Origin of the sequence: Streptomyces sp. NBC_00390 (assembly GCF_036057275.1) — a bacterium.
Lineage (GTDB): Bacteria > Actinomycetota > Actinomycetes > Streptomycetales > Streptomycetaceae > Streptomyces.
Map to the genome: position 1 here is coordinate 7088553 of NZ_CP107945.1, position 25703 is coordinate 7114255.

A 25703-nucleotide genomic window follows, 5' to 3' on the forward strand; every position below is an offset into this window, starting at 1 on the left:
GACGACGACTGAGAGTCCGCCGACATGTACGAGCTGTCCCGGGTCCGCCTCTACTCCATCGGTCCTGCCGGTGCGCGCTACGCCGACACCGTGCTCGACCTGCGGGGTGTCGGCGAGCCCGTGCCCGACCCCGCCCCCACCCAGGCGGAATTCTTCGAGGAGGAGCCGGTCGGCCCGCCGCGCCGCCCCGCGCCCGCGGGCGTGCTCTTCCTCGAGAACGGCGGCGGCAAGTCCGTACTGCTCAAGCTGATCTTCTCCGTCATGCTCCCCGGCCACCGCAACACGCTCGGCGGCGCGAGCTCGGGCGTGCTGCGCAAGTTCCTGCTCGCCGACGACTGCGGCCATGTCGCCCTGGAGTGGCAGCACACGCTCACCGGTGAGCTGATCGTCGTCGGCAAGGTCAGCGAGTGGCGGGGCCGCCAGGTCTCCAACGACCCGCGGAAGTTCGCCGAGGCCTGGTACTCCTTCCGGCCGGGTCCCGGCCTCAGCCTCGACTCACTGCCGGTCGCCGAGTCCACCTCCGTACGGCCGCGCGTCGAAGGCGCCTCCGGGGCGCAGGGCCGGCGCCGCACCATGAAGGGCTTCCGCGACGCCGTCACCGAGGCCGGCAAGGTCTATCCGCACCTCGACGTGTACTGGGAGGAGATCCACGACCGCTGGAACGAGCACCTCGGCGACGTCGGCCTCGACCCCGAACTGTTCCGCTACCAGCGGGAGATGAACGCCGACGAGGGCGAGGCGGCAGGCCTCTTCGCGGTCAAGAAGGACTCCGACTTCACCGACCTGCTGCTGCGCGCCGTCACCGACACCCGTGACACCGACGGACTGGCCGACCTGGTCAGCGGTTTCGGCAACAAGCTGGGCCGCCGCGCCGAGCTCACCGCCGAGCGGGACTTCACGTCCGGATCGGTCGACCTGCTCGGCCGCATTGTCGAGGCCGCCGAGACCCGTGCCCGTGCCCGCGACATCCACGGGGGCGCCGAGCGCCGCACCCGCACACTCGCGCGCCGGATGTCCGCCCGCGCCGGGGACGAACGGGGCCTGGCCGCCGACCTCGCGCAGCAGGTCACCGCCGCCGCCCACACGGTGACCGAGGCGGAGCAGGCGCGCAGCCGCAGTGCGCTGATCGCCGCGGAACTGGCCTACCGGCACGCTTCGCTGGCCCTGACCGTCGCCGAAAAGGGTGCCGCGGCACAGCGACGTGAGCTGACCGACGCCCGCACCCTCCACTCCGCGTGGCAGGCGGCCGAAGCGGTACTGCGCCACCGCGCCGCGGGCGACCGCTCCGCGCGCGTCGCCGCGGCGATCCGCGAGGCCGAGCGGGACGCCGCCCCCGCGCTTGCCGCACGCGCCAAGGCCGCCGGTGACCTGGTGCGCGCGCTGCACGCGGCCGCGGAGGACGGCGAGCGCGTGGCCAACGAGGAGGAAGAGCGTTCCCAGGCGCTGCAGGAGGCCGGCGAGGCCGCGCACCGCGACGCCACGGCCGCCGCGACCGAGGCGCAGCGCGCCCGCAGCGAGATCGGCCATCTGCGCCAGCGGCTGACCGAGGTCGAGCAGGAGACCGCCGAGGCGGTACGGGCCGGCTGGCTCGACGACACCGCACCGGACGCCGACCCGGCCCGCGCCGCGCTCGCCGCGAGCGACGCCGAGAAGACGGCGGTCGCCGCGTGGGACACCGCACGCGAGGCCGCCCGTGGCACGGCCGACCGGGCACGCGACGCCGCCGCCGCGGAGTCCCGCGCCGAACTGACCGCTGCACGCGCGGCGGACGCGGCGAGCGCCGCGGAGCACGCCTACGAGACGGAGCGCCGAGCCGCCGAGTCGATCGCCCGGGACGAACGCCTCGCGGCGCTGCTGAGCCTGCCGCCGACGGCAGCTCCGTCTCCCGCGTTCCCGCACCCGCGCCACGCCTCGGGTGAATCCACGCCTGCCGCAGATGACGCCGCACCGGGTGTGCGGGCGACCGTGCCGGTCCAGCCGGACGACCCGGAGGCGGCGCCCGACGGCACCGCCGAGGGCGGCCCGGCGGGGAACGGGTCCGGCCCGGCCGGTGGTGAGGTGTCCTTCGGAGGCGGGTCCGGCTCCGCGGCGGGTGGCCCGGCCGGTGGTGAGGTGTCAGCCGACGGCAGGTCCGGTGCTGCGCCGGGTGCCCCGGTCGCGGGTGCTCTGCCCTCCGCGCCGGGCGGAGGGCAGACGCGGCACGCCGGCTCCGGCTCGGCCCACGGCATGTCCGCCGGACGCGTATCCGGCGTGACGGCAGGATCGTTCGCCGGGGGCGCGGCAGCCGCAGCGCAGGGCGACAGCCCCGGAGAACCCGGTACGACGCCCGCCGGGCACGCCGCCACCCGTGACGCGGCTCGCGGCGACACCTCGGCGGACGTGGCGCCTGCCGCTTCCGGCGCCCCCCGGGACAGTGCGCCCGCAGGACACACCGCCGCGGCGGTGTCCCGTGCCCCGGTCCCCGGCCGGCCGCTGCGCAACGGCGACGGGCCCCTCACCGTCGAGGAGCTCGACGGATTCGCCGACGAACTGCGCGAGTTGCTCGACCGGTCCGTCTCCTCGGCGGAGCGGCAGCTGTTCGACCTGCGGACCGCCGCCGCCGACGACGCCCGCATCCTCGGTGCGCTCGGCGACGGCGGACTGCTGCCGCCGGGGCCGGACGTGCTCGCCACCGTCGAGTACCTCGGCGAGCACGGCATCCCGGCGCTCCCCGGCTGGCGCTATCTCGCCCAGGCCGTCGATCCGGCCGACCACGCCGCCGTGCTGGCCGCGCGGCCCGAGCTGGTCGACGGAGTCGTGATCACCGACCCGGTGTCCTACGTGCGGGCACGTGACGTGCTCGCCGGGGCAGCGCTGCTGCCCCGGTCCACCGTGGCCGTCGGCACCGCCGCCGCACTGCTCGCGCCCGTGCCGGCCCCCGGGACCGGCGACGCGGACGGGGACGTCTTCCTCGTGCCGCCCAACCCGGCCATGCACGACGAGCAGGCCGCCGACGAGGAGCGGCAGGCGCTGCGAGGCCGGGCCACCGCCCGGGACGAGGAGATCCGTGCGCTCGCGGCCCGGCTCGCGGGCGACCGCGCACTCTCGGCCCGGCTCGGCGCCTGGCGCGCGGACTGCCCGCCCGGCAGGCTCGCCGAGCTCGCCGACGCCGCCGGCAGGGCCCGCGCAGCGGCCGAGGAAGCAGAGCAGACCCTCACCGAGGCCCGTACGGCACGGTCGGAGGCGGACGAGGCGGCCGCCGACGCGGCCCGGGTGCGGGACGAGCGGCAGGACGCCGCCCAGCGTGCCCGCCGCGTCGCCGACGCCCTCGCCGGCCTTGCCTTCCGGCTGCGCGAACGGGCCGGCTGGCAGGCGAAACTGCGTGAACTGGCCGATGAGGCGGCCGAGTCCGAGGCCCGTGCGGCGACCTGCCTGGAGCGGGCGAAGGCCGCCGACGAGGACCGCCGGGCCGCCCAGCGCGCGGGCGACGACGCCCGCCGTACGGCGCGTGCGCTGCGCGCCGAGCGTGCCGAGATCGCCGGAGCCCCCGAAAGCCTCCCCGGGCAGGACGACACGGCACCCCGCGCCGCGCTGCCCGCCCTGCGCGAGGCCTACCGTGCGGCGTCGCAGCTGTACGAGAAGGTGGGCGTCGGCGCTGACCTGCGGGCCGAGCAGGCCCGGGCCGAGAGCGACGAGAGCGCCGCGCTCGCCGAGCTGGACCGGCTCACCAACAAGGTCCGCACGCGCGCCGCCCAGCTCCTCGAGAGCACGGACGGTGCCGACGGCCCCTCGCGCCAGGCTGCCGCGGCCCGCGCCGAGTCCCTTGTCCAGATGCTGGAGTCCCGCGCGACGGAGGCGAGCGAGAAGCTCGGCCGGCTGCGGGGCGAGGCCGAGCGGCTCGCTCCCGCCGACGGCGGTTCACACACCGAGCTGCCGGACGAACTGGTTCCCGCGGACGTGGAGCAGGCCCAGACCCTGCTGCGCTCGGCGACCGCCGAACTGTCCTCCCGTACGGACGCGTTGGACATGGCCCGGGCCGCACACGCCACGCTGCTCCGGGCGCACCGCGCTGCCGAGGACGCGGCAGGCGGGTTCGAGGAGACGGCCGCGCTCCTGCGGGACCTGCTGCGCGACCACCACCAGGAGGAGGAGAGCGGGCAGGCCTCGGAGCCGTATCCCGGCACGCTGGACGAGGCGCGCCACCTCGCCGCCGAGTCCCGCCGCTCCCTGCGCGGCTGTGCGACGGACCTGTCGGCGGCCGAGGCGGCCGTACGGGAGGCGAGCGACGTGCTCGTACGGCACGCCAACGCCACCCGGTACGAGCAGGTGCGCACCCCCGCGCGCCAGCAGATCCGTGAGCTGCCTGCGGCGGCACTTCCGGAGCACGCCGCGAAATGGGCAGAGGCGTTCGCGCCGCGGCTGCGGGTGCTCACCGACGAGCTGCAGCAGCTGGAGCGCAACCGCGACACGATCGTGGACCGGCTGCGCGGTCTGGTGGAGTCGGCGCTCACCACGCTGCGTTCGGCTCAGCGGCTGTCCAGGCTGCCCGAAGGCCTGGGCGAGTGGTCGGGGCAGGAGTTCCTCCGCATCCGCTTCGAGGAGCCGGACCAGGCGACCCTCGCGGAGCGGCTCGGCGAGGTCATCGACGAGGCGACCCACGCCGCTGTGAAGAAGAACTCCGACCTGCGGCGGGACGGTATGTCACTGCTGCTGCGCGGCGTTCAGGCGGCGCTGCAGCCGAGGGGAGTGGCGGTGGAGATCCTCAAGCCGGATGCCGTGCTGCGCGCCGAGCGGGTGCCGGTCGGGCAGATGGGCGACGTGTTCTCCGGCGGCCAGCTGCTTACCGCGGCCATCGCGCTCTACTGCACCATGGCCGCGCTGCGCAGCAACGACCGAGGCAGGGACAAGCACCGGCACGCCGGCACGCTGTTCCTGGACAACCCCATCGGCCGCGCGAACGCGACGTATCTGCTGGAGCTCCAGCGGGCGGTCTCGGACGCGCTGGGTGTGCAGCTGCTGTACACGACGGGGCTGTTCGACACCACGGCCCTCGCCGAGTTCCCTCTGGTGATCCGGCTGCGCAACGACGCCGACCTTCGGGCGGGACTGAAGTACATCAGCGTCGAGGAGCATCTGCGCCCCGGACTGCCGCAGACCGACCCGTCGGGCGAGACGGTCCACGGCGAGATCACCGCGACCCGCATGTTCAAGAGGACCCCGGTCCCGCCGGAACGGGCCGCCGGACTGCCCACGCAGACGTCGGCCCCCCACGGCGCGGGGCTGTCCGAGTAGCGGATGGCCGGCCGGCGCCGGGCCGGGTCGGCCCGCCACGGCATCCGGCCCACCGCCCTGACGGGGAACGGCCGGGCTGACGGTCCTGACGGGGACGGCCCCTGAAGGTCAGGCCTCCGAAAGCCGGTTGGCGCTCCGGCGCCGTATGCGTGCGGCCGCGCGGCCTGCCGCCCGCGCGGTCCGCCGCGCCCGGCGGCGCTCGCGTCGGAGCCCGCGTGCGGTGCTGCTGGGCTCCGACACCACGCCGTGCCGCTGGTTCCACACCTGGCGGGTCACCCACACATCCAGGACGGCCCACGTCGCCACCACCGTGCTCGCCACGCTGCTGAGCACCAAGGGGAAGGCCAGCCACGACGCCGTCAGCGTGAAGAGCACCGCCGCCATCGCCTGAACCAGTGTCACCGACGCGATGATCACCGCCCGGACGGCAGCCGTGCGCACGGGGTCGGCCATGCGCCGTCTGCCCACCGGCTCCTCCACCCACAGCTGCCGCCCGCCCACGGCACCCGTCGCACCGATCGCATCAGCCGCCCGCGACGCCGTCGCCTCGCCGCGACGCTCGTCCGTGTCCATGGATCGTTTCACTCCCCACGTCTGTCCGACTTCTGGGTGGCTGCCCCGGATCCGCCGGCCTACACCGCCCCGGCGCCGCACGGCACCACACCGCCTCGTGGGCGGCGTGCACCCGGACCCACAACTCCCACAAGCCCTGGAAGGCCACGGCCGGACGCGCGAAACACCCCGTACAGAACGACGATTGACTCTCCGCGATGATTCCCGTGCGGCACAGAATTCCAGCCATCTGACGCGGTCCGAAAAGTGACCTACGCGAGACGCGTCGGCCGACACGGGGGATAGCATCTCCCCGGATACCAGGACATCCCATGATCAAGACGATCGTCGCAGGCCGAAAACTGCCCGGACACGCCTTCGAGTTGGCTGGGTGACAGTAGTAGGCTCGCGCCGTTTGTTGACGGACATCACCCGCACCGGGCGGGTCGAGCAGGGGGAGGCCATGCGCTTTCGCGGGAAGTCCATCCGCCGGAAGATCGTGGCGTTGCTGCTCGTTCCGCTGGTCTCCCTCACGGCACTGTGGGGGTTCGCCACCGTGCTCACCGGCCGGGACGCGAATCGACTGCTCGAGGTCAGCACCGTCGCCGAGCAGTTGGGCGGGCCCGTCGAGGAAGTCATCGACTCCGTCCAGAAGGAACGCAAGCAGACCCTCGTCTACCTTGCGGACCGCCGTGCCTCGGATGCTCTCCCGACCCTGCGTCTGGATCGTGAGGCCACCGACAGCGCGCTCGCCGTGATCAAGACGAACGCGCAGAAATCCTCGGTCCGCGACGGCCTGACGTCCGAATCCGAGCAGAAGCTCACCGCACTGATCGATGCTTTCGACGGCCTCGGTGCCCTGCGCCGCTCCGTGGAGACCAGTACGGTCTCCCGCAGCAAGGCGCTGAAGTACTACAACCGTCTTGTCGACCCTGGCTTCAGCTTCCTGCTCACCCTGCACGCACTCGACGACGTCGCACTGGAACGCGAAGGGCGCGCCCTCGTCGGCCTGGCCCGCGCCCGCGAAATGCTCTCCCGCGAGGACGCGTTGGCCGCCTCCTCGCTCATCACGCGCAGGATCACCGCCACCGAGATCCGGGAGCTCTCCGATCTCGTGGCCCACCGCAAGCTGTACTACGAGGCCAACTTCGAGATCCTGCCCGCCAAGGAACGCGAGATCCTCGTCCGCTACTGGCGCAGCCCCGAGACCGCACCGCTGCGCGACACCGAGGAACGCATCCTCGCCGACGGCCCCGCCGACGGACTCGGCACCTCCGACCTGCAGCGCTGGACCGAAGCCGCGACCCCGGTGCTCGTCGAGCTCGCCGGCACCGCCGATGAGGCGGGCGAACGCTACGCGGACCGCGTCGAGCCCGCCGCGTACAGCGTGCTCGTACGTGCCGGTGTGGCAGGGGTCCTCGGCTTCCTCGCGCTGCTCGTCTCCGTGATCGTCTCCGTACGGATCGGCCGCGACCTGGTCCGGGCCCTGTCCCGGCTGCGCAACGAAGCCCACGACGTCTCCGGCGTGCGGCTGCCCAGCGTGATGCGCCGCCTGGCCGCCGGCGAGCAGGTGGACGTCGAGACCGAGGCGCCGCGCCTGCAGTTCGACAAGGACGAGATAGGCCAGGTCGGCCAGGCCCTCAACACCCTCCAGCGGGCGGCGGTCGAGGCAGCGGTCCGCCAGGCGGACATGCGGCGCGGCGTCTCCGAGGTGTTCGTCAACCTCGCGCGCCGAAACCAGGTGCTGCTGCACCGCCAGCTCACGCTCCTCGACACGATGGAGCGACGCACCGAGGACACCGAGGAACTCGCCGACCTGTTCCGGCTGGACCACCTCACCACCCGTATGCGGCGGCACGCCGAGGGCCTGGTGATTCTCTCCGGCGCGGCCCCGTCCCGGCAGTGGCGCAAGCCGATCCAGCTCATGGACGTCGTACGGGCCGCGGTCGCCGAGGTCGAGGCCTATGAGCGCATCGAGGTACGCCGCCTGCCGCGCATCGGCGTCGGCGGCCCCGCCGTCGCCGACCTCACCCACCTCATCGCCGAACTCCTCGAGAACGCCACGGTGTTCTCGCCCCCGCACACCGGTGTGCAGGTGCACGGCGAGCGGGTCGCCAACGGCTTCACCCTCGAGATCCACGACCGCGGCCTGGGCATGGCCGCCGACGCCCTCCTCGACGCCAATCTGCGGCTCGCCGAGACACCGGAGTTCGAGCTCTCCGACACCGACCGGCTCGGTCTGTTCGTCGTCAGCCGTCTCGCCCAGCGCCAGAACGTCCGGGTGTCGCTGCAGCAGTCCCCGTACGGCGGCACCACCGCGGTCGTCTTCATCCCCGCGGCGCTGCTCACCGAGGCTCCCGAGACCCAGGGCACCGGTTTCCGTCTGGACCGCAAGAGCGACAGCCCGGCCGGCCGGCGGGGTGAGGGGAAGCGCGCCGCAATCTCCAAGGCCCCGGCCGGCCTGAACGCCTCGGCGCTGCTGGACGGCCCCGTCGAACTGGAGGCACCGGTCGGCACGCTGGGCCTCGACGACCGTTCGGCACTTCTCGGCGCGGATGCCCCTCTCACCGGCCTGGACGACACGGAGAGCGAGCGCGGTGGCATCTTCCGCGCCCGGTCCCGCGGACGGCACGACGACACGGCGGGCGAGCAGCACCAGCTCGCCCGGGAACCGTCGCAGGAGCACTACGGCGGCCCGGTGCCGCTGCCGCGCCGCACGCCCCCGACCCTGGTCGCGGACCATGGCCGCCGGGTGGACGAGCGCGGTGCCGGCGGGCGCACGCATCCCGCCCCCGGCCCCTCGCGCTCCGCAGCGCCCACGCCGATCTCGGGTGACCGTCGCAGCAGCGGCAGGCCGCGGTCCGTCCCCGGCCCGGAGCGCCTCTCCCCGGTCCCCGTACAGGATGCGCGGCCCTCGCCGCCCGCGCCGGAGCCCGCCGCCCCCCCGTTGACGATCGACGGACTGCCTCGCCGCGTCCGGCGCAACGCGTCCACCGAAGAGCCCGCGCCGGGGCCCGCCGCTCAGGCCCCGGCGGCCCCGGAGGGGCTGCCCCGCCGTGTCCGCCAGGCCAGTCTCGCCCCCCAGCTCAGGGAGTCGGCCGGGTCGGGAGCCGGGCAGATGCCGCCTGCCGCGCCGGGTCCGGACGTCTTCGAGCGGGACGCGGACGAGGTACGCAACCGTATGGCCGCCATGCAGCGCGGCTGGCAGCGCGGCCGTCGCCGGAACGAGGAGGAAACCGGCGCCGACGAGACCCGGATCGAACAGACCCCAGGCCCGCGACCGCAGCACGTCGTGGCCCGGGAACCGCAGCAGCGCACGGACCAGGCCACCGGCCCCGGCCGGCACGCACCAGGAACGACATCGGAGGGGGACGGTCGATGACCGCACCGTACGCCGCAGCACAGGGCAGCATGAGCGCCCACACCACCACCAAGGGCTCCGGCGAGCTCAACTGGCTCCTCGACGAGCTGGTCGACCGGGTCGCCAGCATCAGCAGGGCCCTGGTGCTCTCCAGCGACGGCCTTGCCACCGGCACCTCGAGGGACCTCAGCCGCGAGGACAGCGAGCATCTCGCCGCCGTCGCGTCCGGTTTCCACAGCCTCGCCAAGGGAGTCGGCCGTCACTTCGACGCCGGCCAGGTCCGGCAGACGGTGGTCGAGCTCGACGAGGCGTTCCTGTTCGTGACCGCCGCCGGCGACGGCAGCTGTCTCGCCGTCCTCGCCGACGCCGACTCGGATGTGGGCCAGGTCGCGTACGAGATGACGCTCATGGTCAAGCGCGTGGGTGTTCACCTTGTCACGGCACCGCGGACCGGTCCGGCCGCCGGAGGGTGAGTGGCGGGCATGAGTGAATCAGTCCGCCAAGGACGCAGGACACATCACTGGATCGACGCGGACGCCGGTCCGGTGGTCCGCCCCTACGCCATGACCCGCGGCCGTACCAGCAGTTCAAGCCGCCACCCACTCGATCTGATCGCCCTGGTCATACCGCACACCGCAGTCGGCGACCCCCGCCGTGACCAGATGCTCTCCCCGGAGCATGTCGAGATCGTCGAGCGCTGCGGCGGCACCCCTCAGTCGATCGCCGAACTCGCGGCAGGTCTCGATCTGCCCGTCGGCGTCGTCCGTGTCCTGGTCGGCGATCTCGTCGAGGACGCTCTCGTGCATGTAACCCGCCCTGTTCCGCCGGCCGAGCTGCCGGACGTGAGCATTCTCCGTGAGGTGATCAATGGCCTTCGGGCGCTCTAGCCGCCACCCGGCGCCCCCGGTGGAGCCGGTGACGCTGAAAATCCTGGTGGCGGGCGGCTTCGGAGTCGGCAAAACCACCCTCGTGGGTGCGGTCAGCGAGATCAGACCGCTGCGCACGGAGGAGACGCTGACCGAAGCGAGCCGGCCTTTCGACGACACCGATGGCGTCGAGAGCAAGACGACCACGACCGTCGCGATGGACTTCGGGCGCATCACGCTGCGCGAGGACCTGGTGCTCTATCTCTTCGGCACCCCGGGCCAGGACCGGTTCTGGTTCCTGTGGGACGAGCTGGCACAGGGCGCGCTCGGCGCGGTCGTCCTCGCCGACACCCGCCGGCTTCAGGACTGCTTCGCCGCCGTCGACTACTTCGAGCGCCGGGGCATCCCGTTCACGATCGCCGTCAACTGCTTCGAGGGAGCCGACCGCTTCCCGATCGATTCCGTGCGCGCGGCCCTCGATCTCGATCCTGAGGTGCCGCTGATGATGTGCGACGCGCGTGACCGGGGTTCCGTCAAGAACGTGCTGGTGGGGGTGGTCGAGCATGCGCTGACCCGCGCCGACCGGCTGCACGCATAGCGCGCCACCACCGGGGCGAACAGTTAGGGTCCTTCCTCCGGAAGACGGCCCTGGCGCTGTCACACCGGCGCAACACGGCCCGTACCCCCACCGACTGGGGTACGGGCCGTGGTCCGTGACCGGGCCTTCGGCGCATGCCGCACCGCCCCGTGTCCGGCGCGGGCTCAGCCCAGGCCGGACTCCTCCTCCCATCCGAAGCTCTTCTCCACCGCCTTGCGCCAGTTGTCGTACTCGCGCTCGCGCAACTGCGCCTCCATGCGCGGCGACCACTCCACATCGCGCCGCCAGTGGGTCTTGAGCTCGTCCAGGTCCGACCAGACGCCGATGGCGAGCCCGGCCGCGTACGCCGCGCCCAGGCAGGTCGTCTCCGAAACCATGGGCCGGATCACCGGCACTCCCAGGACATCCGCCTGATGCTGCATCAGCAACTGATTCACGGTCATGCCGCCGTCCACCTTGAGCGTGGTGATCTGCACCCCGGAGTCCTGGTACATCGCGTCGACGACCTCACGCGTCTGCCAGCTGGTCGCCTCCAGCACCGCACGCGCCAGATGCGCCTTGGTGACGTACCGCGTCAGGCCCGTGATCACGCCACGCGCGTCGGAGCGCCAGTAGGGCGCGTACAGCCCGGAGAAGGCAGGCACGATGTACGCACCGCCGTTGTCCTCCACGCTCGCCGCCAGCGTCTCGATCTCGTCCGCCGAGCGGATGATGCCGAGCTGGTCCCGGAACCACTGCACCAGCGCACCGGTGATCGCGATGGAGCCCTCCAGGCAGTAGACCGGAGCCTCGTCGCCGATCTTGTAGCCCACGGTGGTGATCAGCCCGCTCTTCGACGGAACCGGCCTGCTGCCCGTGTTGAGCAACAGGAAACTGCCCGTGCCATAGGTGTTCTTGGCCGTGCCGGTGTCGTAGCAGGCCTGACCGAAGATAGCGGCCTGCTGGTCGCCGAGGGCCGAGGCCACCGGGACGCCCGCCACCGGGCCGACGGCCGTCCCGTACGTCTCGGCCGACGACCGGATCTCGGGCAGTACGGCCGGCGGAATGTTCATCGCGGCGAGAATGTCCGGATCCCACTGCAGGGTCTGCAGGTTCATCAGCATCGTGCGCGAGGCGTTGGTGACATCGGTGACATGGACGCCGCCGTCCGTGCCGCCGGTCAGATTCCAGATCAGCCAGGAGTCGATCGTGCCGAAGGCTATCTCGCCGCGCTCGGCGCGGCCGCGCAGCCCCTGGACGTTGTCCAGCAGCCAGGCGGCCTTGGGGCCGGAGAAGTAGCTCGCGAGCGGCAGTCCGGTGGCGTCGCGGAAGCGGTCCTGTCCGTCCGTGCCCCCCAGCTCCCGGCACAGGCCGGCGGTGCGGGTGTCCTGCCAGACGATCGCGTTGTGCACCGGCTTCCCGGTCGCCCGGTCCCACAGGACAGTCGTCTCCCGCTGGTTGGTGATGCCGAGCGCACTCAGCTGCTCGGCCCGCAGACCCGCCTTGGCGAGGGCTCCGGCCACCACTGCCTGCACCTTCGACCAGATCTCCGTGGCGTCGTGTTCCACCCAGCCGGGCTTGGGGAAGATCTGCCGGTGCTCACGCTGGTCGACGGCGACGATCACGCCGTCCTGGTCGAAGATGATGCAGCGGCTGGAGGTGGTGCCCTGGTCGATTGCCGCGACGTAAGTGTGCGAGGTGTCCGTCATGACGTCCCTTTGTCAGAAGGCTGCGCTGAAGACGAGACCTGCCGGCGATCCGCCCACCAGCGGCCGGGCGCAGAGCCGTTGACCTCGTTGAGAAGAGGTCTCCGTTGCTCATGTCCCGGCATCCGTGACGAGCGTGGTGAGCGTGCCCAGGCGCGGCATGCCGACGAAGAGGCAGTGTTCACCTGCCCTGATGGACCGTCAAGCCTGCCGACAGCATGTGCAGTTCAGCACCGGTTCTGGACATGACAGAGTGGAACGTCAGGGTGCCCTCACGCCTCCTCGAAGGCGCTCACACGGAGTTCCAGGAGCTGAGCCGGCCGGTTCAGCGCACCGCCACGACCGCGGAGCCATGACCGAACAGGCCCTGGTTCGCCGTGATCCCGACCCGGGCACCGGGCACCTGGCGCTCTCCAGCCGTGCCGCGCAGCTGCCAGGTCAGCTCGCACACCTGCGCGATGGCCTGGGCGGGCACCGCCTCGCCGAACGAGGCCAGACCGCCACTTGCGTTCACCGGGACGCGGCCGCCGAGAGCGGTGGCGCCGTCGCGTACGAGCGCCGCGCCCTCACCCGCCTTGCACAGCCCGATGTCCTCGTACCACTGCAGCTCCAAGGCCGTGGACAGGTCGTACACCTCGGCCAGTGAGAGATCCTCGGGACCGATTCCGGCCTCCTCGTACGCCGCCGCGGCGATCGAGGCACGGTAGGACCGCGGCGAGGGAGCGACGCCCGCCGCCGAGTCCGTGGCGATGTCCGGCAGGTCGAGCACATCGCGCGGATACGTCGGCGTGACGGTGGACACGGCCCGGATACGTACGGGGTCGGCGGCCCCGTGCCGGCGGGCGAAGTCCATGCCGGACAGCACCAGTGCGGCGGCCCCGTCGGAGGTCGCGCAGATGTCCAGCAGCCGCAGCGGATCGGCGACCACCGCGGACGCGGCCACCTCCTCGGCCGAGACAGCCTTGCGGTAGCGGGCGTTGGGGTTGAGCGCGCCGGCCGCCGCATTTTTCACCTTGACCAGCGCGAAGTCCCCGGGTGTGTCCCCGTGCAGTGCCATGCGGCGGCGGGCGTACAGCGCGAAGTAGGCAGGGTTGGTCGCTCCCAGCACCCGGAAGCGCAGCCAGTCGGGATCGTCCGGCCGCTCGCCCCCGGCCGGGGCGAAGAAGCCCTTGGGCGCCGCATCCGCGCCCACCACCAGCACCACATCGGCCAGCCCGGCCAGGATCTGGGCGCGCGCGGCCGCGATCGCCTGGGCGCCCGATGCGCAGGCCGCGTACACGCTGGCGACTCTGGCCCCCTGCCAGCCGAGTGCCTGGGCGAACGTCGCCCCCGCCACGTAGCCCGGATAGCCGCCGCGCACCGTGTCGGCGCCTACCACCGACTGCACCTGCCGCCAGTCGACACCCGCGTCGGCGAGTGCGGCCCGCGCGGCGACCGTCCCGTACCGGACGAAGCTGTGGCCCCACTTGCCCCAGGGGTGCATTCCGGCCCCGAGGACCGCGATGTCCCCGCTCACCGAGTCCCTCCCACCGGACGCCAGTGCCAGGTCGTGCGGACCGTGCCGGCGTCCTCGTCCAGCACGCCGGGCACGACCTCGACCTCCATCCCCACCGTCAGATCGGCGACGGTGACGCCGGGTACGGCCTGGCCGAGCACGACCATCCGCTCGGCCTCGAGCTCGACCGCGACCAGCGTGTACGGCTCCCACGGCACGTCCGGATCGGACACGTACGGCGCGGGAGGGCGGTAGCGGCCGTCGGTGTACGACCACACCCGGCCCCGCTTGGACAGCGGCACCTGAGCCAGCTCGCCGCTCTGGCAGGCGGGATTGCGGCAGAACGCGTCCTCGCGCGGGAAGAAGACCGACGAGCAGGCCGTGCAGCGGGTGCCCAGCAGCCGGAAGTCCTCCTCACCGGTGTCGTGGGTGAACCATCCGGCAACCACGGGTGTGCGCGTCAAGACCCCTCCCCGGGAGCACGATCTGACGAAACGTCAGAAGTGTGCCACGGGTCAGCGGTTCTCGGCGAGCCACTTGGCGGCGATCTCGGCCAGCTCCGCATCCCGGCCGGCCAGCATCATCCGGATCATCTGCGCATCGCCGCGCAGCGACCAGGCGGGATGCCCGAAGGTGGCCGGATTGTTCTTCTCGATGAAGAAGTGCGCCGGCCAGGCCGTGCCGTAGCCGATCAGCGGCAGCGCGGCCGCGTATCGCTTACGGCCGCGCGCCAGCCCGTACACGCTGATCGCGAGCCCGGTGAGGGTGCCCGTCAGATGGACCCAGCGGGTGGCCGCGCGTGAGTGCATCGCGACGTAGTACGGCCAGAATTCCTCGTACGAGTCAAAAGTCTGCTCTGCCATGCGGGCACCGTAATGGCTCGGCGCCTCCGCGTCAGCCCGCGCGGTGACCCGCGACCGACCTCCGTGCGACCGGGAAGTCGAAGAAGGTGCCGGGGAAGGGCTCGGGCTTGTACGTGAAGTGCCACCACTCCTCGGGAAGGTTCACGAAGCCCTCCGCCACCAGCGTGCTCTTCAGCATCTGCCGGTTGGCGCGCTGCTTCGCGGTGATCCGGGGGTCGTCCGTGTGCGACAGGGTGTCGAAGCAGTCGTAGCCGGTGCCCATGTCGACGGAGTTGTCGGGGAACCGCTCCGAGCGCGGCGCGAAGCACGGCACGAGCGGCTCGCCGGGCAGGTAGGGCCTGGTCGGCAGCGCGGGCAGCTTCACCAGGGTCAGATCCACCGTGCTGCCACGGCTGTGCCCGGACTTCTCGGCGATGTAGCCGTCGGCGAACAGCCGTGACTTGTCGACATGGGGATAGAACTCCTGCTTCATGGTCTCGTCCTGGAGATCCTTCGCCCACCGCACGAAGTGGTCGACCGCCCGCTGCGGGCGGTAGCAGTCGTACACCTTCAGGGAGTAGCCCTGCCGGAGCAGCCGGGCCTGAGCCCGGCGCAGTGCGTCGGCGGCCGGGCGCGTGAGGATGCACAGCGGCTGCCGGTAGCCGTCGATCCGGTCGCCGACGAAGTTGTGCACCGTCGTGTAGCGCATCTCCTCGGTGACCGTCGGAGCCACGCTGCGCAGCGCCACGAACTCCGGTGGGGCCTCGGGTTCGGGTGCGGCCTGTGCGACGGGAGCGGCAGCGGTGAGAGCGAGCAGTCCGGCGACGAGGGTGGGCAGAGCACGGAAAGCGGTTCCAAGTCCGGTCATGCGCCCACCGTTTATCAGTTCACGGCCCGGCGGGAAAGAGTGATCGGATACAGTCCGCGCGTGTCCAAGGACTCCCACTGCGGCCATTGCGGAGCGCCGTACGGCTCCGTCACCGACTGGCCCCGCACCTGCCCGTCCTGCGGCGAGATCGCCTACCGCAACCCCCTGCCCGTCGCCGTCGCGCTGCTGCCCGCGCGTGACGAGCAGGGCACCGGACTCGTCGTGATCACCCGAACCATCGAACCCGCACGCGGCGGTATCGCCCTGCCCGGCGGATTCATCGACCACAGCGAGGACTGGCAGGGGGCGGTCGTACGCGAACTGAGGGAGGAGACCGGCATCGAGGCGTCCGCGCAGGACGTCCGGCTCGCCGATGCACTCAGCTCCCCGGGAGGCCATCTCCTGCTGTTCGGACTGCTGCCGGAACGCCCCGCCGCCGAGCTGCCGCCGTCCGCACCGACCGACGAGACGAGCGGCTGGCACGTGCTGCGCACCCCGGCCGAGCTGGCCTTCCCCCTGCACACCACGGCCGCCCGCAGATGGTTCGAGGGCCGCTACGACGGCTGAACCGGGCGAGCGGACGACGGTCGACCGGTCCACCACAGAAGGGCTCGAGCCACCCGTGTACGGAGCACTCGACATCGGCGGCACCAAGATCGCAGGCGCCCTGATCGACGATTCGGGCCGCATCCTCTTACGGACCAGGCAGCCCACTCCGGCGGGCGGTTCCGCGGCCGCCATGATGGGGGCCGTCGCCGCGGTCCTGGACGAACTCGCCCGGGACCCGCGCTGGGAGGAGATGACCTGTCTGGGGATCGCCAGCGCCGGACCGGTCGACGCCGCCGCCGGTACGGTCAGCCCTGTCAACATCCCGGCCTGGCGGGCGTTTCCCCTGGTGGACGAGGTGCGATCGCATCCCCGGCTGCCTGCCGTGATCGTGCCCGCACTGATAGGCGACGCGGTGGCGATGGCCTCGGCCGAACACTGGCTCGGGGCGGCCAGGGGCGTCGACAACGCGCTGTGCATGGTGGTGTCGACAGGCGTGGGCGGTGGCCTGATCCTCGGCGGCACACTGCACCCGGGCCCGACGGGTAATGCCGGCCACATCGGACACATCAGCGTCGATCTGGACGGAGCGCTGTGCCCCTGCGGCGCGCGCGGCTGTGTCGAAGTGCTGGCCGGCGGCCCCGCGATCGCTCGCCAAGCCCTGGAAGCGGGCTGGTCACCGCCGCAGGGGGTGCCTCCGTCGGCCGCCGCTGTCGCGGTCGCGGCCCGCGCGGGCGACACACGAGCCCGGAGGGCCTACGAGCGGGCCGCCCAGGCACTCGCGGCGGGCATCGCCGCCACGGCATCGCTCGTCGAACTGGACCTGGTGGTGATAGGCGGGGGAGTGGCCCAGGCCGGCGAGGTCCTGCTCGCGCCGCTGCGGCGGTATCTGGGTCACTACGCCACCCTCGACTTCACCCGCGGTCTGCGGATCACCGCCTCCGGCCTGGCCCTCGACGCGGGCCTGATCGGCGCGGCGGCCGCGGCGGCCATCGGTGTGCGCAGCCGCCGGGGCACTGGGCGTCCGCTGCTCGACGTAGGGCAGGCACCGTGCCCGCGAACGCTGCGACCGGCCGGTCCGTGACCTCCCGGCCGGACGGACCTCCTGCGCGGTTCGGCGAGTCCGGGCTCCTGCGAGGCGAAGTGCGTCGAACACCCTGCGTCCTGACCGGCCTCGCCGACCAGCGGTCACCCTCGCGGGCCCGGCCCGCACCCCGCTTCCGAACACACCGAACGCCTCCAGGCGCTGAGGCGCGCACGCTCCCCGACCGGCCCGCGGCGAGCGCTCCGAGTGCGGGGCCCACCACGGTCCAGCCGGCCCCGCCACGGGTACGAACGACTGATGGATCAAGCGTGTGCGCCGGGATGGGCCTCGCGGCCGGCTCCCGGTACCGCAGCGGATGCCGCCGCCGGGCTCAGGCCGGCCCTCGTACCCGCGCCGGTACCTCCGTCTTCACCCGGCCCGCGTTCGTGATCCGTTCCACCACCACCTGGCCGCCCTCCAGCCGCGACGCATAGCGCTCGATCTTCGCCTTCGCCCAGCCGTCGCCCACGTCCCGGACGACCAGCCCCCCACCCCTGCGCCCGGCCGCCGGCGCCCACACCTCGAGTTCGACCCCGTCGCCGCCCTGCACCGGAAGCACCGCTCCCGCGCGGGCCAGCACCGGGATACGTGAGAGCGGCGCGTCCACCAGGACCTGGCCGGGTCCGTCGTACGCCACGCCGGTCGCGGTGTCGTACCAGCGGCCGCGCGGCAGCCGCACCGCACGCCGGTCCGTCCCCCGGTCCAGCACCGGTGCCACGAGCAATGCGTCGCCCAGCAGAAACTCGTCCTCGCAGTCCCGCAGCACCCGGTCCTCCGGAGCGCCCCACCACACCGGGCGCACGTACGGCGCACCCGTCGTGCGGGCCAGGTGCGCCAGCGTGACGAAGTAGGGCCACAGCCGCTCGCGTTCGAGCAGCGCCGTCCGCGCGTGCGCCAGCACCTCGGGCCCGAACTCCCAAGGCTCCCTGCGGCCCGCGTCGATCGCGGAGTGCGTACGGAACAGCGGCAGATACGCGCCGAGCTGGAACCAGCGCAGATACAGCTCCGGCGACGGGCTGCCGTCGAAGCCGCCCACATCGGGACCCGAGTACGGCACTCCGCACAGCCCCAGCCCCAGCACCAGCCCCAGCGAGGCCCGCAGCCCGGGCCAGGACGACGACACGTCCCCCGACCAGGTCCCGCCGTATCTCTGCATGCCGGCCCAGCCCGAACGGGAGAACAGGAAGGGACGCTCGTCCGGCCGCAGCCGGCGCAGCGCCTCGTACCCGGCCTGCGCCATGGCGAGGCCGTACACGTTGTGGGCCTCCCGGTGATCGCCGCCGCGCCCCTCGAGCGCATGCCGGGCGGAGCGCGGCAGCGTCATGTCGCCGAACGGTGTGAACGCCACAGGCTCGTTCATGTCGTGCCACACGCCCGAGAAGCCCTGCGCGAGCCGCTCCTCGTACAGATCGCCCCACCACTGACGTACCAGCGGATCGGTGAAGTCCGGGTAGACGCAGTCGCCCGGCCAGACGACCCCGTGCACCTCACGGCCGCTCGCGTCCCGCACGAACGCACCGGCCGCCGACCCGCTGTCGTACACCGCGTTGCCCGGCTCCGCCTTCACGGCCGGATCGACGATGGACACCAGCCGTACCCCGTCCTCGCGCAGATCCTTCGCCAGTCCGGGCAGATCGGGGAAGTGCTGCTGGTCGACCGTGAACACCTGATGGGCGTCGTAGTGGTCGATGTCCAGATGGACCGCGGACAGCGGCAGGCCCTGGTCCCGGTACCCGGCCACGATCTGCCGTACCGCCCGCTCGCTGCCGAACCCCCAGCGGGCGTGCTGCGGGCCCAGGGCCCAGGACGGCGGCAGTGCCGGGGCTCCCGTCAGCTGCGCCCACCCGCCGAGGACGCGGGCCGGCGTACCGGCCACCACCCAGCAGCGCAGCGGCCCGCCGTCCATCCGGACCTCGCTCGTGCCCGGCCGGTCGTGACCGGAACCCGCGCCCTCCTCGCCCTCGCGCAGGGTGACGCGGCCGTCCCAGGAGTTGTCGTGGAAGGCCAGATGCGTCCCCGCGTCGGACACCACCATCTGCACCGGCATCGTGATGTAGAGCGGATCGTCGCCGGGTGCGAAGCTCCCCTTGGGGTCGGTGTTCCACAGCCGGTAGGTCCCGTCCGGCAGCCGGGGCCCCGCTGCCCGGCCGCCCAGACCGAAGAACCGCGCATCCGCCGGGACCTCGCTGCGCTGCACCCAGCGAGCCGGGCCGCCCTGGGCCGGCTCCCACCAGCGGGGTGGCAGATCCCGGCGCAGCACCACGCCGCCCGGGGTACGGACCTCGATCGCGCCGTGCCGGGACACCTCGACCCTCACCCGCTCCGACACCACGCGCCAGCCGCCGTCCTTGTCCGGCTCCAGCCCGGCCCGCGTGTCGGGTTCGGGCGCATCGCCGGCCAGCGCGTACGACGGTTCGGGCCGCGCCCCGTCCCAGCCCCAGAACACCGCCCCGCCCGCCGCGACCATGATCCGCAGTTCGGAGCGGGCGAAGCGGACGATCCCGCCACCCGGCAGCGGCTCGGCCTCGGTCACCGGGCCGGGCACCCTCGCCCGCTCCGGACCCCGGGCCGGCAGCCCCACGGCATCCGTCCTGTACCGCCGCCACGCGGAGCGTGCCGCCCGCAGCCCCCTCACCGTGCCGAAGAACCTCAGCGAGTGCACCAGATCACGACCGTCCATGCAGCTCACCCTGCCATTCGGTCCAACCCCCGGGGGCTCTGTTCAACTCCCGTTCACCCGTGGTGGCGCCACATGTTCGCCGACCCGACCATGGGTGATGAGCCCTGGTGTGAAAGACGATCACATGGCATCGTCCCTGTCAGCCGCGTCACGCGCACACCCCGCTCGTGCGCGTGCCCACGCACACACCGCGTCGAGCCAGCCCGGGAGCCGCCCCATGACCGCAGCAGCGAACCCTGCCCCTCTGTGGCAGCCCGACCCCGAGCGCATCGCGGCCGCCCGGATCACCCGGTTCCAGGCGTGGGCCGCCGAGCGCCACGGGGCACCGGCCGAGGGCGGCTACGCCGCGCTGCACCGCTGGTCCGTCGATGAACTGGAGACGTTCTGGCGGGCCGTCGCCGACTGGTTCGACATCCGCTTCTCGACGCCGTACGAACGCGTGCTGGCCGATCCCGCCATGCCCGGCGCCCGCTGGTTCCCCGGTGCCACCCTCAACTACGCCGAGCATGCGCTGCGCACGGCAGAGGACCCGGCCCGCGCCCATGACGCCGCCCTTGTGCATGTGGACGAGACACATGAACCCACCACCATCACCTGGTCGGAGCTCCGCCGCCAGGTCGGCGCACTCGCCGCCGAACTGCGCGCGCTCGGCTTGCGCCCCGGCGACCGCGTCAGCGGCTACCTCCCCAATGTCCCGCAGGCCGTCACCGCGCTGCTGGCCACCGCCGCCGTCGGAGCCGTGTGGACCTCCTGCGCCCCCGACTTCGGCGCCCGCAGCGTCCTCGACCGCTTCCAGCAGGTCGAGCCGGTCGTGCTGTTCACCGTCGACGGCTACCGCTACGGAGGCAAGGAGCACGACCGCACCGACACGGTCGCCGAACTGCGCCGCGAGCTGCCCACCCTGCGCGCCGTGATCCACATCCCGCTGCTGGGCACCGAGGCTCCCGAGGGCGCCCTCGAGTGGTCCGCCGTGACCGCAGGGACTGCGGCATCCAGCGACGGGGAGCCCGTCTTCGAGCAGGTGCCGTTCGACCATCCGCTGTGGGTCCTCTACTCCTCCGGCACCACGGGCCTGCCCAAGGCCATCGTCCAGTCGCAGGGCGGCATCCTGCTGGAGCACTTCAAACAGCTCGGCCTGCACTGCGACCTCGGCCCCGAGGACCGGTTCTTCTGGTACACCTCCACGGGCTGGATGATGTGGAACTTCCTCGTCTCCGGTCTGCTGACGGGCACCACCGTGGTCCTGTACGACGGCAGTCCGGGCTACCCCGACACAGGGGCCCAGTGGCGTATCGCCGAACGCACCGGGGCCACCCTGTTCGGCACCTCCGCCGCATACGTCATGGCCTGCGCCAAGGCGGAGGTCCACCCGGCGCGCGACTTCGACCTCTCCCGTGTCAAGTGTGTCGCCACCACCGGCTCGCCGCTGCCGCCCGACGGCTTCCGCTGGCTGCACGACGAGGTCGCCGAGGACCTGTGGATCGCGTCCGTCAGCGGTGGCACCGACGTGTGCAGCTGCTTCGCCGGCGCCGTACCCACGCTCCCCGTGCACATCGGCGAGCTTCAGGCCGCCTGCCTCGGCACCGACCTGCAGTCCTGGGACCCGCACGGCAAACCGCTCATCGGCGAGGTGGGCGAACTGGTCGTCACCAACCCCATGCCGTCCATGCCCGTCCGGTTCTGGAACGACCCCGACGGCAGCCGCTACCGCGACAGCTATTTCGAGATGTTCCCCGGTGTCTGGCGGCACGGCGACTGGATCACGATCACCGACCACGGATCGGTCGTCATCCACGGCCGCTCCGACTCCACCCTCAACCGCCAGGGCGTACGGATGGGTTCGGCCGACATCTACGAGGCCGTGGAGCGGCTCCCCGAGATCCGTGAATCGCTCGTCATCGGTCTCGAGGAGCCGGACGGCGGCTACTGGATGCCGCTCTTCGTGCACCTCGCCGACGGTGCGACACTCGACGACGGCCTGCGCAGGCGCATCACGCAGACCATTCGCGAGAACCTGTCGCCCCGCCATGTCCCGGACGACATCATCGAGGTCCCAGGGGTCCCGCACACCCTCACCGGCAAGCGCATCGAGGTCCCGGTCAAGCGGCTGCTCCAGGGGACGGCGCTGGCCAAGGCCGTCAATCCCGGGTCCGTGGACAACCTCGAACTGCTGCGGTTCTACGAGGAGCTGGCGCGCTCCCGCAGCGGAGAGTAGCCACCCCGGACGCCGGTCAACCCCCGTACGTGGCCTCGGACTCGCCCAGCACAGCGGCGAAGTCCGAGGCCAGCAGGAGTGCATCCGCCTCCTCGAGGGCAGCGCTGGTGATCCGTACCGCCGGAAGGCTCTCGATCCGGAACCGCGTCCCGGCCGCGACCCACCAGCCGCGCGTGCGCAGTCCGTTCACCACCGCCGACTCGTCCCGGACCGGCACCCACACATTCAGCCCGCTCTCGCCGTGAGCCGCGATGCCGTGCCGGCCGAGCGCTTCGATCAGGGCTGTCCGCCGTGCCGTGTAGGCCGCTTGGCCCGCAGCCACGAGGTCCCGCGTCCCCGGATCGGCCAGCAGCCGGGCCGCAGTCTCCTGCAGTACGTGACTGACCCACCCGGACGTCAGCAGCAGCCGCCCGTCGTGCCGCGCCAGTGTCGTCGCGTCGCACGCCAGCGCTGCCCAGCGCAGATCGATGCCGAGGTGCTTCGACGCCGTGCGCACCTGGGCCCAGCGCGGCAGCCCGGCGGTGGTGAGCGAGTGGAGCGGCACGCCGGCGATGTCCGCGTTGTGATCGTCCTCGACCACCAGCACCTCGGGGTACGCGCCGAGCACCTCCAGCAGCTCCTCGCGCCGCCGTGCCGAGAACCAGCCCCCGCGCGGACTCTGTCCCCGCGGACTGCAGAGCACCGCACGCGCCCCGGCGCGCAGGGCCTGCCCCAGTTCGTCGGGCCGCATGCCCTCGTCGTCCACGGCCACCGGAACCATGCGCAGGCCCAGTGCCGGAACCAGATCCAGCAGATGGTGGAACCCGGGATCCTCGACGGCGACCGCGTCACCCGGCTTCAGTTCGGTGGACAGCAGCCGTGCGATGCAGTCGAGCGCCCCGTGAGCGAAGGTCACCTGCCCGTCCGGCACACCGTCCCGCGTGAACCACTCCCGGGCCAGCGTCTCCAGGGCGGGCAGCCGGGGGCTTCCGCGGTGTGAACCGTGGACCGGTGCGACCCGGTCCGGCGGCGTCAGTACGGGCAGGAACGCCGGATCCGGATGTCCACCCGCCAGATCCCGCACCCCTGCGGGCACCCGCGGCGGCCGGCGTGAACCGACGGCCGGGGCGTGCGCCACGACCGTCCCACCGCGCCCGCGCGTCACCACGATCCCACGCTGACGCAGCTCCCTGTACGCGGTGGCGACGGTGCCGGGACTGACCCCCAGACCGTCGGCGAGTGCGCGCACAGGGGGCAGCGCGCCCCCCGGTCCCAGAGAGCCCTCGGCCACGCCCCGTTCGACAGAGGCGGCAATCGTCCTGGCGGTCGTACCGCTGATCGCATATTGTGTTGCCACGTACTAAATTATGTACCAATACATACTTGACGTCAAGTGGGGGAAGTCAGTGAGTCTGCAGCAGCGCCGGGCCGCACTCGGCAAACGCATCCCCGGCGGAGCCGACGGCCGCCGGATGCTCTGGACCACCCTCGTCGACAAGACCGGCACCGGCCTCTGGGCCACCACCGGAGCGCTCTACTTCACCTACGTCACCGGTCTGACCGTCACCGAGGTCGGCATCCTGCTCGCCGTCTCCGCAGGAATCGGGGTCGCCGGTGCCCCCGTCGCCGGACGCATCGCCGACCGGCTGCCGCTCACACGCCTGATGTCCGGCATGCAACTGCTGCGCGCAGCAGCAGGCCTCGCCCTTCTCACGACCGACCACTACACGCTGCTGCTGGCGTTCGCCGCGGCCGGCAGCTTCGGTGACCGCGCGACGAACGTCCTCACCAAGCTCTACGCCGCCCGCATCGCCGGCCCCGACCGGGTTCGCTACCAAGCCGTGAACCGCACCGTCTCGAACGTCGGTTTCGCGATCGGAGGACTCGCCGCGGCAGCGGCTCTCGGCGTAGGCACCACGCTCGCTTATCAGGCACTCGTCGTCGGCAACGCGCTGGCCTCCGCCTCCGCCGCACTGCTGATCACCCGCTGCGGCGAGGCACCCGCCCCGTCCCGACTCGTCACCGGCTCCGCCGAGCAAGCCCCCGCCACCAGGCCCAAGAGCCCCTGGCGCGACCGCACCTATCTCCTCTTCACCGCGAGTGAGACCGTGCTCTTCCTGGACGACGCCGTCTTCAAGGTCGGCCTGCCTCTGTGGATCGTGCACTCCACCGACGCCCCGGACGGACTCGCCCCACTGCTGCTCGTCCTCAACAACCTGCTGGTGGTGGCCCTTCAGATCCCGCTCGCCCGCTACGGCGCCACCAGCCAGGCCGCCCGCAGGCTCCTCGTGCCGCTGGCCCTCGCCTTCGCCGCGGGCGCCCTCGCCCTGAGCCTGTCCGCCGTCGGCGGAGCATGGACGGCGAGCGTCGCACTCACCTTCGCCGCCGTCGCCCTCACCGTTGCCGAGATGCTGCACTCCGTCGCGTCCTGGGAACTGTCCATCGCCCTGGCACCCGACGAGGCGCAAGGCGCCTACCTGGGCGCCCATGCCCTCGCCGTATCCGCCCAGCGCAGCGCCGGCCCCCTGGTCATGAGCGCGGTGATCGCCGTCGGCCCGGCAGGCTGGGCCCTGTTCGGCGCCGGCCTCGCCGCCACCTGCCTCGCCCAGAGCCGGCTCGTGCGCGACCGGCTGCCCAGCCCCGCAGTGTCAGTGCCCTCGACTACGGTGAGTCACGACTGATCAACAGCACACAGGGGGAACCAGCAATGGCGCACACCAGGCAGAACAAGCGGACCGTCACCCGGACATCGATGCGGCGCACTCTGCGCCGGGAAGTCCCCAGCACCGTCGGCATCCTCGCGGACGAACAGGACTTCACGGCGATGCGCCACTACGACAGCTTCACCTTCGACGACCACCCCACCTATCTCCGGCAGACCGAGCACCTGCTGAAATCACTGGCCTCCCAGCAACTGCACACATCCGCCGCACTCTTCGACCCCGACGAGTTCGCGGAATTCTGCGCCGAAGCCGGCCTCGACGCCGACACGGCCGAGAGCCGCAGCCGCTTCACCGCCGAGATCGCGGGGCGCGGCGCGACCGTGCCGTACACCGGTCAGCCGCTCGGCAGCCTGCTGCCCGAGCTGATCAACACGGCCGTACGACAGGCGACATGGGAGTACGCGACGATGCTCCTCGCCGACCTCGGCGCGTGCGCGGACTGCGGCCAGGACATCGGCCGGTCCGCATTCGACCGGGCCTCCCACGCCCTGATGCGGCTCCTCGAACTCGCCGGACCCGGCGACCACCACCTCGTGTGCAGCATCGCCGGCCCCGACGAACAACTCCTCGCGGTTCTGCACACGCACGCGGCCGCGGGCTCACCGGCCCAGCTCGAGGCCTCCGAAGGCGCGGAGTTCGTCACCGTGCTGGCCGCGGGCATCGCGCTCGAAAGCCCGGGCGGGCTGGTGCTGCGGACCAGCGCCCCGGACAGCGCCGACCGTCTCCACGGCTGGCGCCTGACCCAGGGCCGCCTCACGCCCCTGACCGCCGGCGAGGTGTTCAGCGCCTACTGCACGGACGCGGCCACCGGCGGCCCCGTCTCCCCGGAGCCCGGCGTCGAATACTGCGCCGGGTTCCCCCTCATCACCGACGACCCCGAGAGTCATCACTGATCGCTGCGCAAGAAGGGGCTTCCCGCCGCCGACGGCGGGAAGCCC

At 72.4% G+C, this 25703-nt stretch carries 18 protein-coding genes; 10 read left to right on the forward strand and 8 right to left on the reverse strand.

Annotated features, from left to right (window positions below):
* Window positions 1-24: 24 nt before the first annotated feature.
* Window positions 25-5271, forward strand: coding sequence for a hypothetical protein (locus tag OHS70_RS31455; RefSeq protein WP_328403001.1), 5247 nt, complete (start codon window positions 25-27; stop codon window positions 5269-5271).
* Window positions 5272-5379: 108 nt separating this feature from the next.
* Here OHS70_RS31455 and OHS70_RS31460 read toward each other — a convergent pair whose 3' ends face one another.
* A complete protein-coding gene (locus tag OHS70_RS31460) occupies window positions 5380-5844 on the reverse strand; it encodes a hypothetical protein (protein WP_328403003.1) in 465 nt (154 codons plus the stop codon).
* Between the two features lie 442 nt (window positions 5845-6286).
* Between OHS70_RS31460 and OHS70_RS31465 the strand changes: the two genes are divergently transcribed.
* The 4 genes from OHS70_RS31465 to OHS70_RS31480 are packed head-to-tail and all read left to right on the forward strand — an operon-like array spanning window position 6287 to window position 10648.
* The gene (locus OHS70_RS31465; RefSeq protein WP_328406050.1) at window positions 6287-9205 is read left to right on the forward strand and encodes a sensor histidine kinase; all 2919 of its coding nucleotides are present in this window, start codon (window positions 6287-6289) and stop codon (window positions 9203-9205) included.
* Window positions 9202-9657, forward strand: a complete 456-nt coding sequence (locus OHS70_RS31470; protein WP_328403005.1) for a roadblock/LC7 domain-containing protein — start codon at window positions 9202-9204, stop codon at window positions 9655-9657. The genes OHS70_RS31465 and OHS70_RS31470 overlap by 4 nt, the downstream gene beginning before the upstream one ends.
* Before the next feature lie 9 nt (window positions 9658-9666).
* Window positions 9667-10071: a DUF742 domain-containing protein gene (locus OHS70_RS31475; RefSeq protein ID WP_328403007.1), complete on the forward strand. Its 405-nt coding sequence runs from the start codon at window positions 9667-9669 to the stop codon at window positions 10069-10071.
* Window positions 10052-10648, forward strand: a complete 597-nt coding sequence (locus OHS70_RS31480; protein WP_328403009.1) for a GTP-binding protein — start codon at window positions 10052-10054, stop codon at window positions 10646-10648. The genes OHS70_RS31475 and OHS70_RS31480 overlap by 20 nt, the downstream gene beginning before the upstream one ends.
* Window positions 10649-10812: 164 nt before the next feature.
* Here OHS70_RS31480 and glpK read toward each other — a convergent pair whose 3' ends face one another.
* The 5 genes from glpK to OHS70_RS31505 all read right to left on the reverse strand — a co-directional run bounded on the left by glpK (window position 10813) and on the right by OHS70_RS31505 (window position 15538).
* The gene (glpK, locus tag OHS70_RS31485; protein ID WP_328403011.1) at window positions 10813-12336 is read right to left on the reverse strand and encodes a glycerol kinase GlpK; all 1524 of its coding nucleotides are present in this window, start codon (window positions 12334-12336) and stop codon (window positions 10813-10815) included.
* A gap of 322 nt (window positions 12337-12658) precedes the next feature.
* Entirely contained in the window at window positions 12659-13849 is a 1191-nt protein-coding gene (locus OHS70_RS31490) for a lipid-transfer protein (protein WP_328403013.1), read from the reverse strand.
* On the reverse strand, window positions 13846-14277 hold the full coding sequence (locus OHS70_RS31495) for a Zn-ribbon domain-containing OB-fold protein (protein ID WP_328406052.1): 432 nt from the start codon (window positions 14275-14277) through the stop codon (window positions 13846-13848). The genes OHS70_RS31490 and OHS70_RS31495 overlap by 4 nt, the downstream gene beginning before the upstream one ends.
* A gap of 66 nt (window positions 14278-14343) precedes the next feature.
* Window positions 14344-14691, reverse strand: coding sequence for a DUF962 domain-containing protein (locus OHS70_RS31500; RefSeq protein WP_328403015.1), 348 nt, complete (start codon window positions 14689-14691; stop codon window positions 14344-14346).
* Window positions 14692-14722: 31 nt separating this feature from the next.
* Entirely contained in the window at window positions 14723-15538 is an 816-nt protein-coding gene (locus tag OHS70_RS31505) for a M15 family metallopeptidase (protein ID WP_328403017.1), read from the reverse strand.
* A gap of 60 nt (window positions 15539-15598) precedes the next feature.
* Between OHS70_RS31505 and OHS70_RS31510 the strand changes: the two genes are divergently transcribed.
* Together OHS70_RS31510 and OHS70_RS31515 are read left to right on the forward strand one after the other, a co-directional pair.
* Entirely contained in the window at window positions 15599-16105 is a 507-nt protein-coding gene (locus OHS70_RS31510) for an NUDIX domain-containing protein (RefSeq protein ID WP_328403019.1), read from the forward strand.
* Between the two features lie 55 nt (window positions 16106-16160).
* A complete protein-coding gene (locus OHS70_RS31515; protein WP_328403021.1) occupies window positions 16161-17168 on the forward strand; it encodes an ROK family protein in 1008 nt (335 codons plus the stop codon).
* Window positions 17169-17499: 331 nt separating this feature from the next.
* On the opposite strand, the gene OHS70_RS31520 is transcribed toward OHS70_RS31515, so the two are convergent.
* Window positions 17500-19848 carry a glycoside hydrolase family 31 protein gene (locus OHS70_RS31520; RefSeq protein ID WP_328403023.1) on the reverse strand — a complete coding sequence of 783 codons (2349 nt, stop codon included), beginning with the start codon at window positions 19846-19848 and terminating at the stop codon, window positions 17500-17502.
* Between the two features lie 217 nt (window positions 19849-20065).
* Here OHS70_RS31520 and OHS70_RS31525 point away from each other — a divergent pair, with 217 nt between their 5' ends.
* Window positions 20066-22063 carry an acetoacetate--CoA ligase gene (locus OHS70_RS31525; protein WP_328403024.1) on the forward strand — a complete coding sequence of 666 codons (1998 nt, stop codon included), beginning with the start codon at window positions 20066-20068 and terminating at the stop codon, window positions 22061-22063.
* A gap of 16 nt (window positions 22064-22079) precedes the next feature.
* Here the strand turns inward: OHS70_RS31525 and OHS70_RS31530 are convergent, their stop codons facing one another.
* Window positions 22080-23399: an aminotransferase class I/II-fold pyridoxal phosphate-dependent enzyme gene (locus tag OHS70_RS31530; protein WP_328403026.1), complete on the reverse strand. Its 1320-nt coding sequence runs from the start codon at window positions 23397-23399 to the stop codon at window positions 22080-22082.
* A 49-nt stretch (window positions 23400-23448) separates the two neighbouring features.
* Between OHS70_RS31530 and OHS70_RS31535 the strand changes: the two genes are divergently transcribed.
* On the forward strand, window positions 23449-24723 hold the full coding sequence (locus tag OHS70_RS31535) for an MFS transporter (RefSeq protein WP_328403028.1): 1275 nt from the start codon (window positions 23449-23451) through the stop codon (window positions 24721-24723).
* Between the two features lie 26 nt (window positions 24724-24749).
* On the forward strand, window positions 24750-25658 hold the full coding sequence (locus OHS70_RS31540) for a hypothetical protein (RefSeq protein WP_328403030.1): 909 nt from the start codon (window positions 24750-24752) through the stop codon (window positions 25656-25658).
* Window positions 25659-25703: the final 45 nt, after the last annotated feature.

Coding starts and splice junctions, on each gene's coding strand:
- OHS70_RS31500 (WP_328403015.1), bottom strand. CDS start 14,691: ATGGCAGAGCAGACTTTTGACTCGTACGAGGAATTCTGGCCGTACTAC.
- OHS70_RS31470 (WP_328403005.1), top strand. CDS start 9,202: ATGACCGCACCGTACGCCGCAGCACAGGGCAGCATGAGCGCCCACACC.
- OHS70_RS31525 (WP_328403024.1), top strand. CDS start 20,066: ATGACCGCAGCAGCGAACCCTGCCCCTCTGTGGCAGCCCGACCCCGAG.
- OHS70_RS31475 (WP_328403007.1), top strand. CDS start 9,667: ATGAGTGAATCAGTCCGCCAAGGACGCAGGACACATCACTGGATCGAC.
- OHS70_RS31455 (WP_328403001.1), top strand. CDS start 25: ATGTACGAGCTGTCCCGGGTCCGCCTCTACTCCATCGGTCCTGCCGGT.
- OHS70_RS31520 (WP_328403023.1), bottom strand. CDS start 19,848: ATGGACGGTCGTGATCTGGTGCACTCGCTGAGGTTCTTCGGCACGGTG.
- OHS70_RS31505 (WP_328403017.1), bottom strand. CDS start 15,538: ATGACCGGACTTGGAACCGCTTTCCGTGCTCTGCCCACCCTCGTCGCC.
- OHS70_RS31460 (WP_328403003.1), bottom strand. CDS start 5,844: ATGGACACGGACGAGCGTCGCGGCGAGGCGACGGCGTCGCGGGCGGCT.
- OHS70_RS31465 (WP_328406050.1), top strand. CDS start 6,287: ATGCGCTTTCGCGGGAAGTCCATCCGCCGGAAGATCGTGGCGTTGCTG.
- OHS70_RS31480 (WP_328403009.1), top strand. CDS start 10,052: ATGGCCTTCGGGCGCTCTAGCCGCCACCCGGCGCCCCCGGTGGAGCCG.
- glpK (WP_328403011.1), bottom strand. CDS start 12,336: ATGACGGACACCTCGCACACTTACGTCGCGGCAATCGACCAGGGCACC.
- OHS70_RS31540 (WP_328403030.1), top strand. CDS start 24,750: ATGGCGCACACCAGGCAGAACAAGCGGACCGTCACCCGGACATCGATG.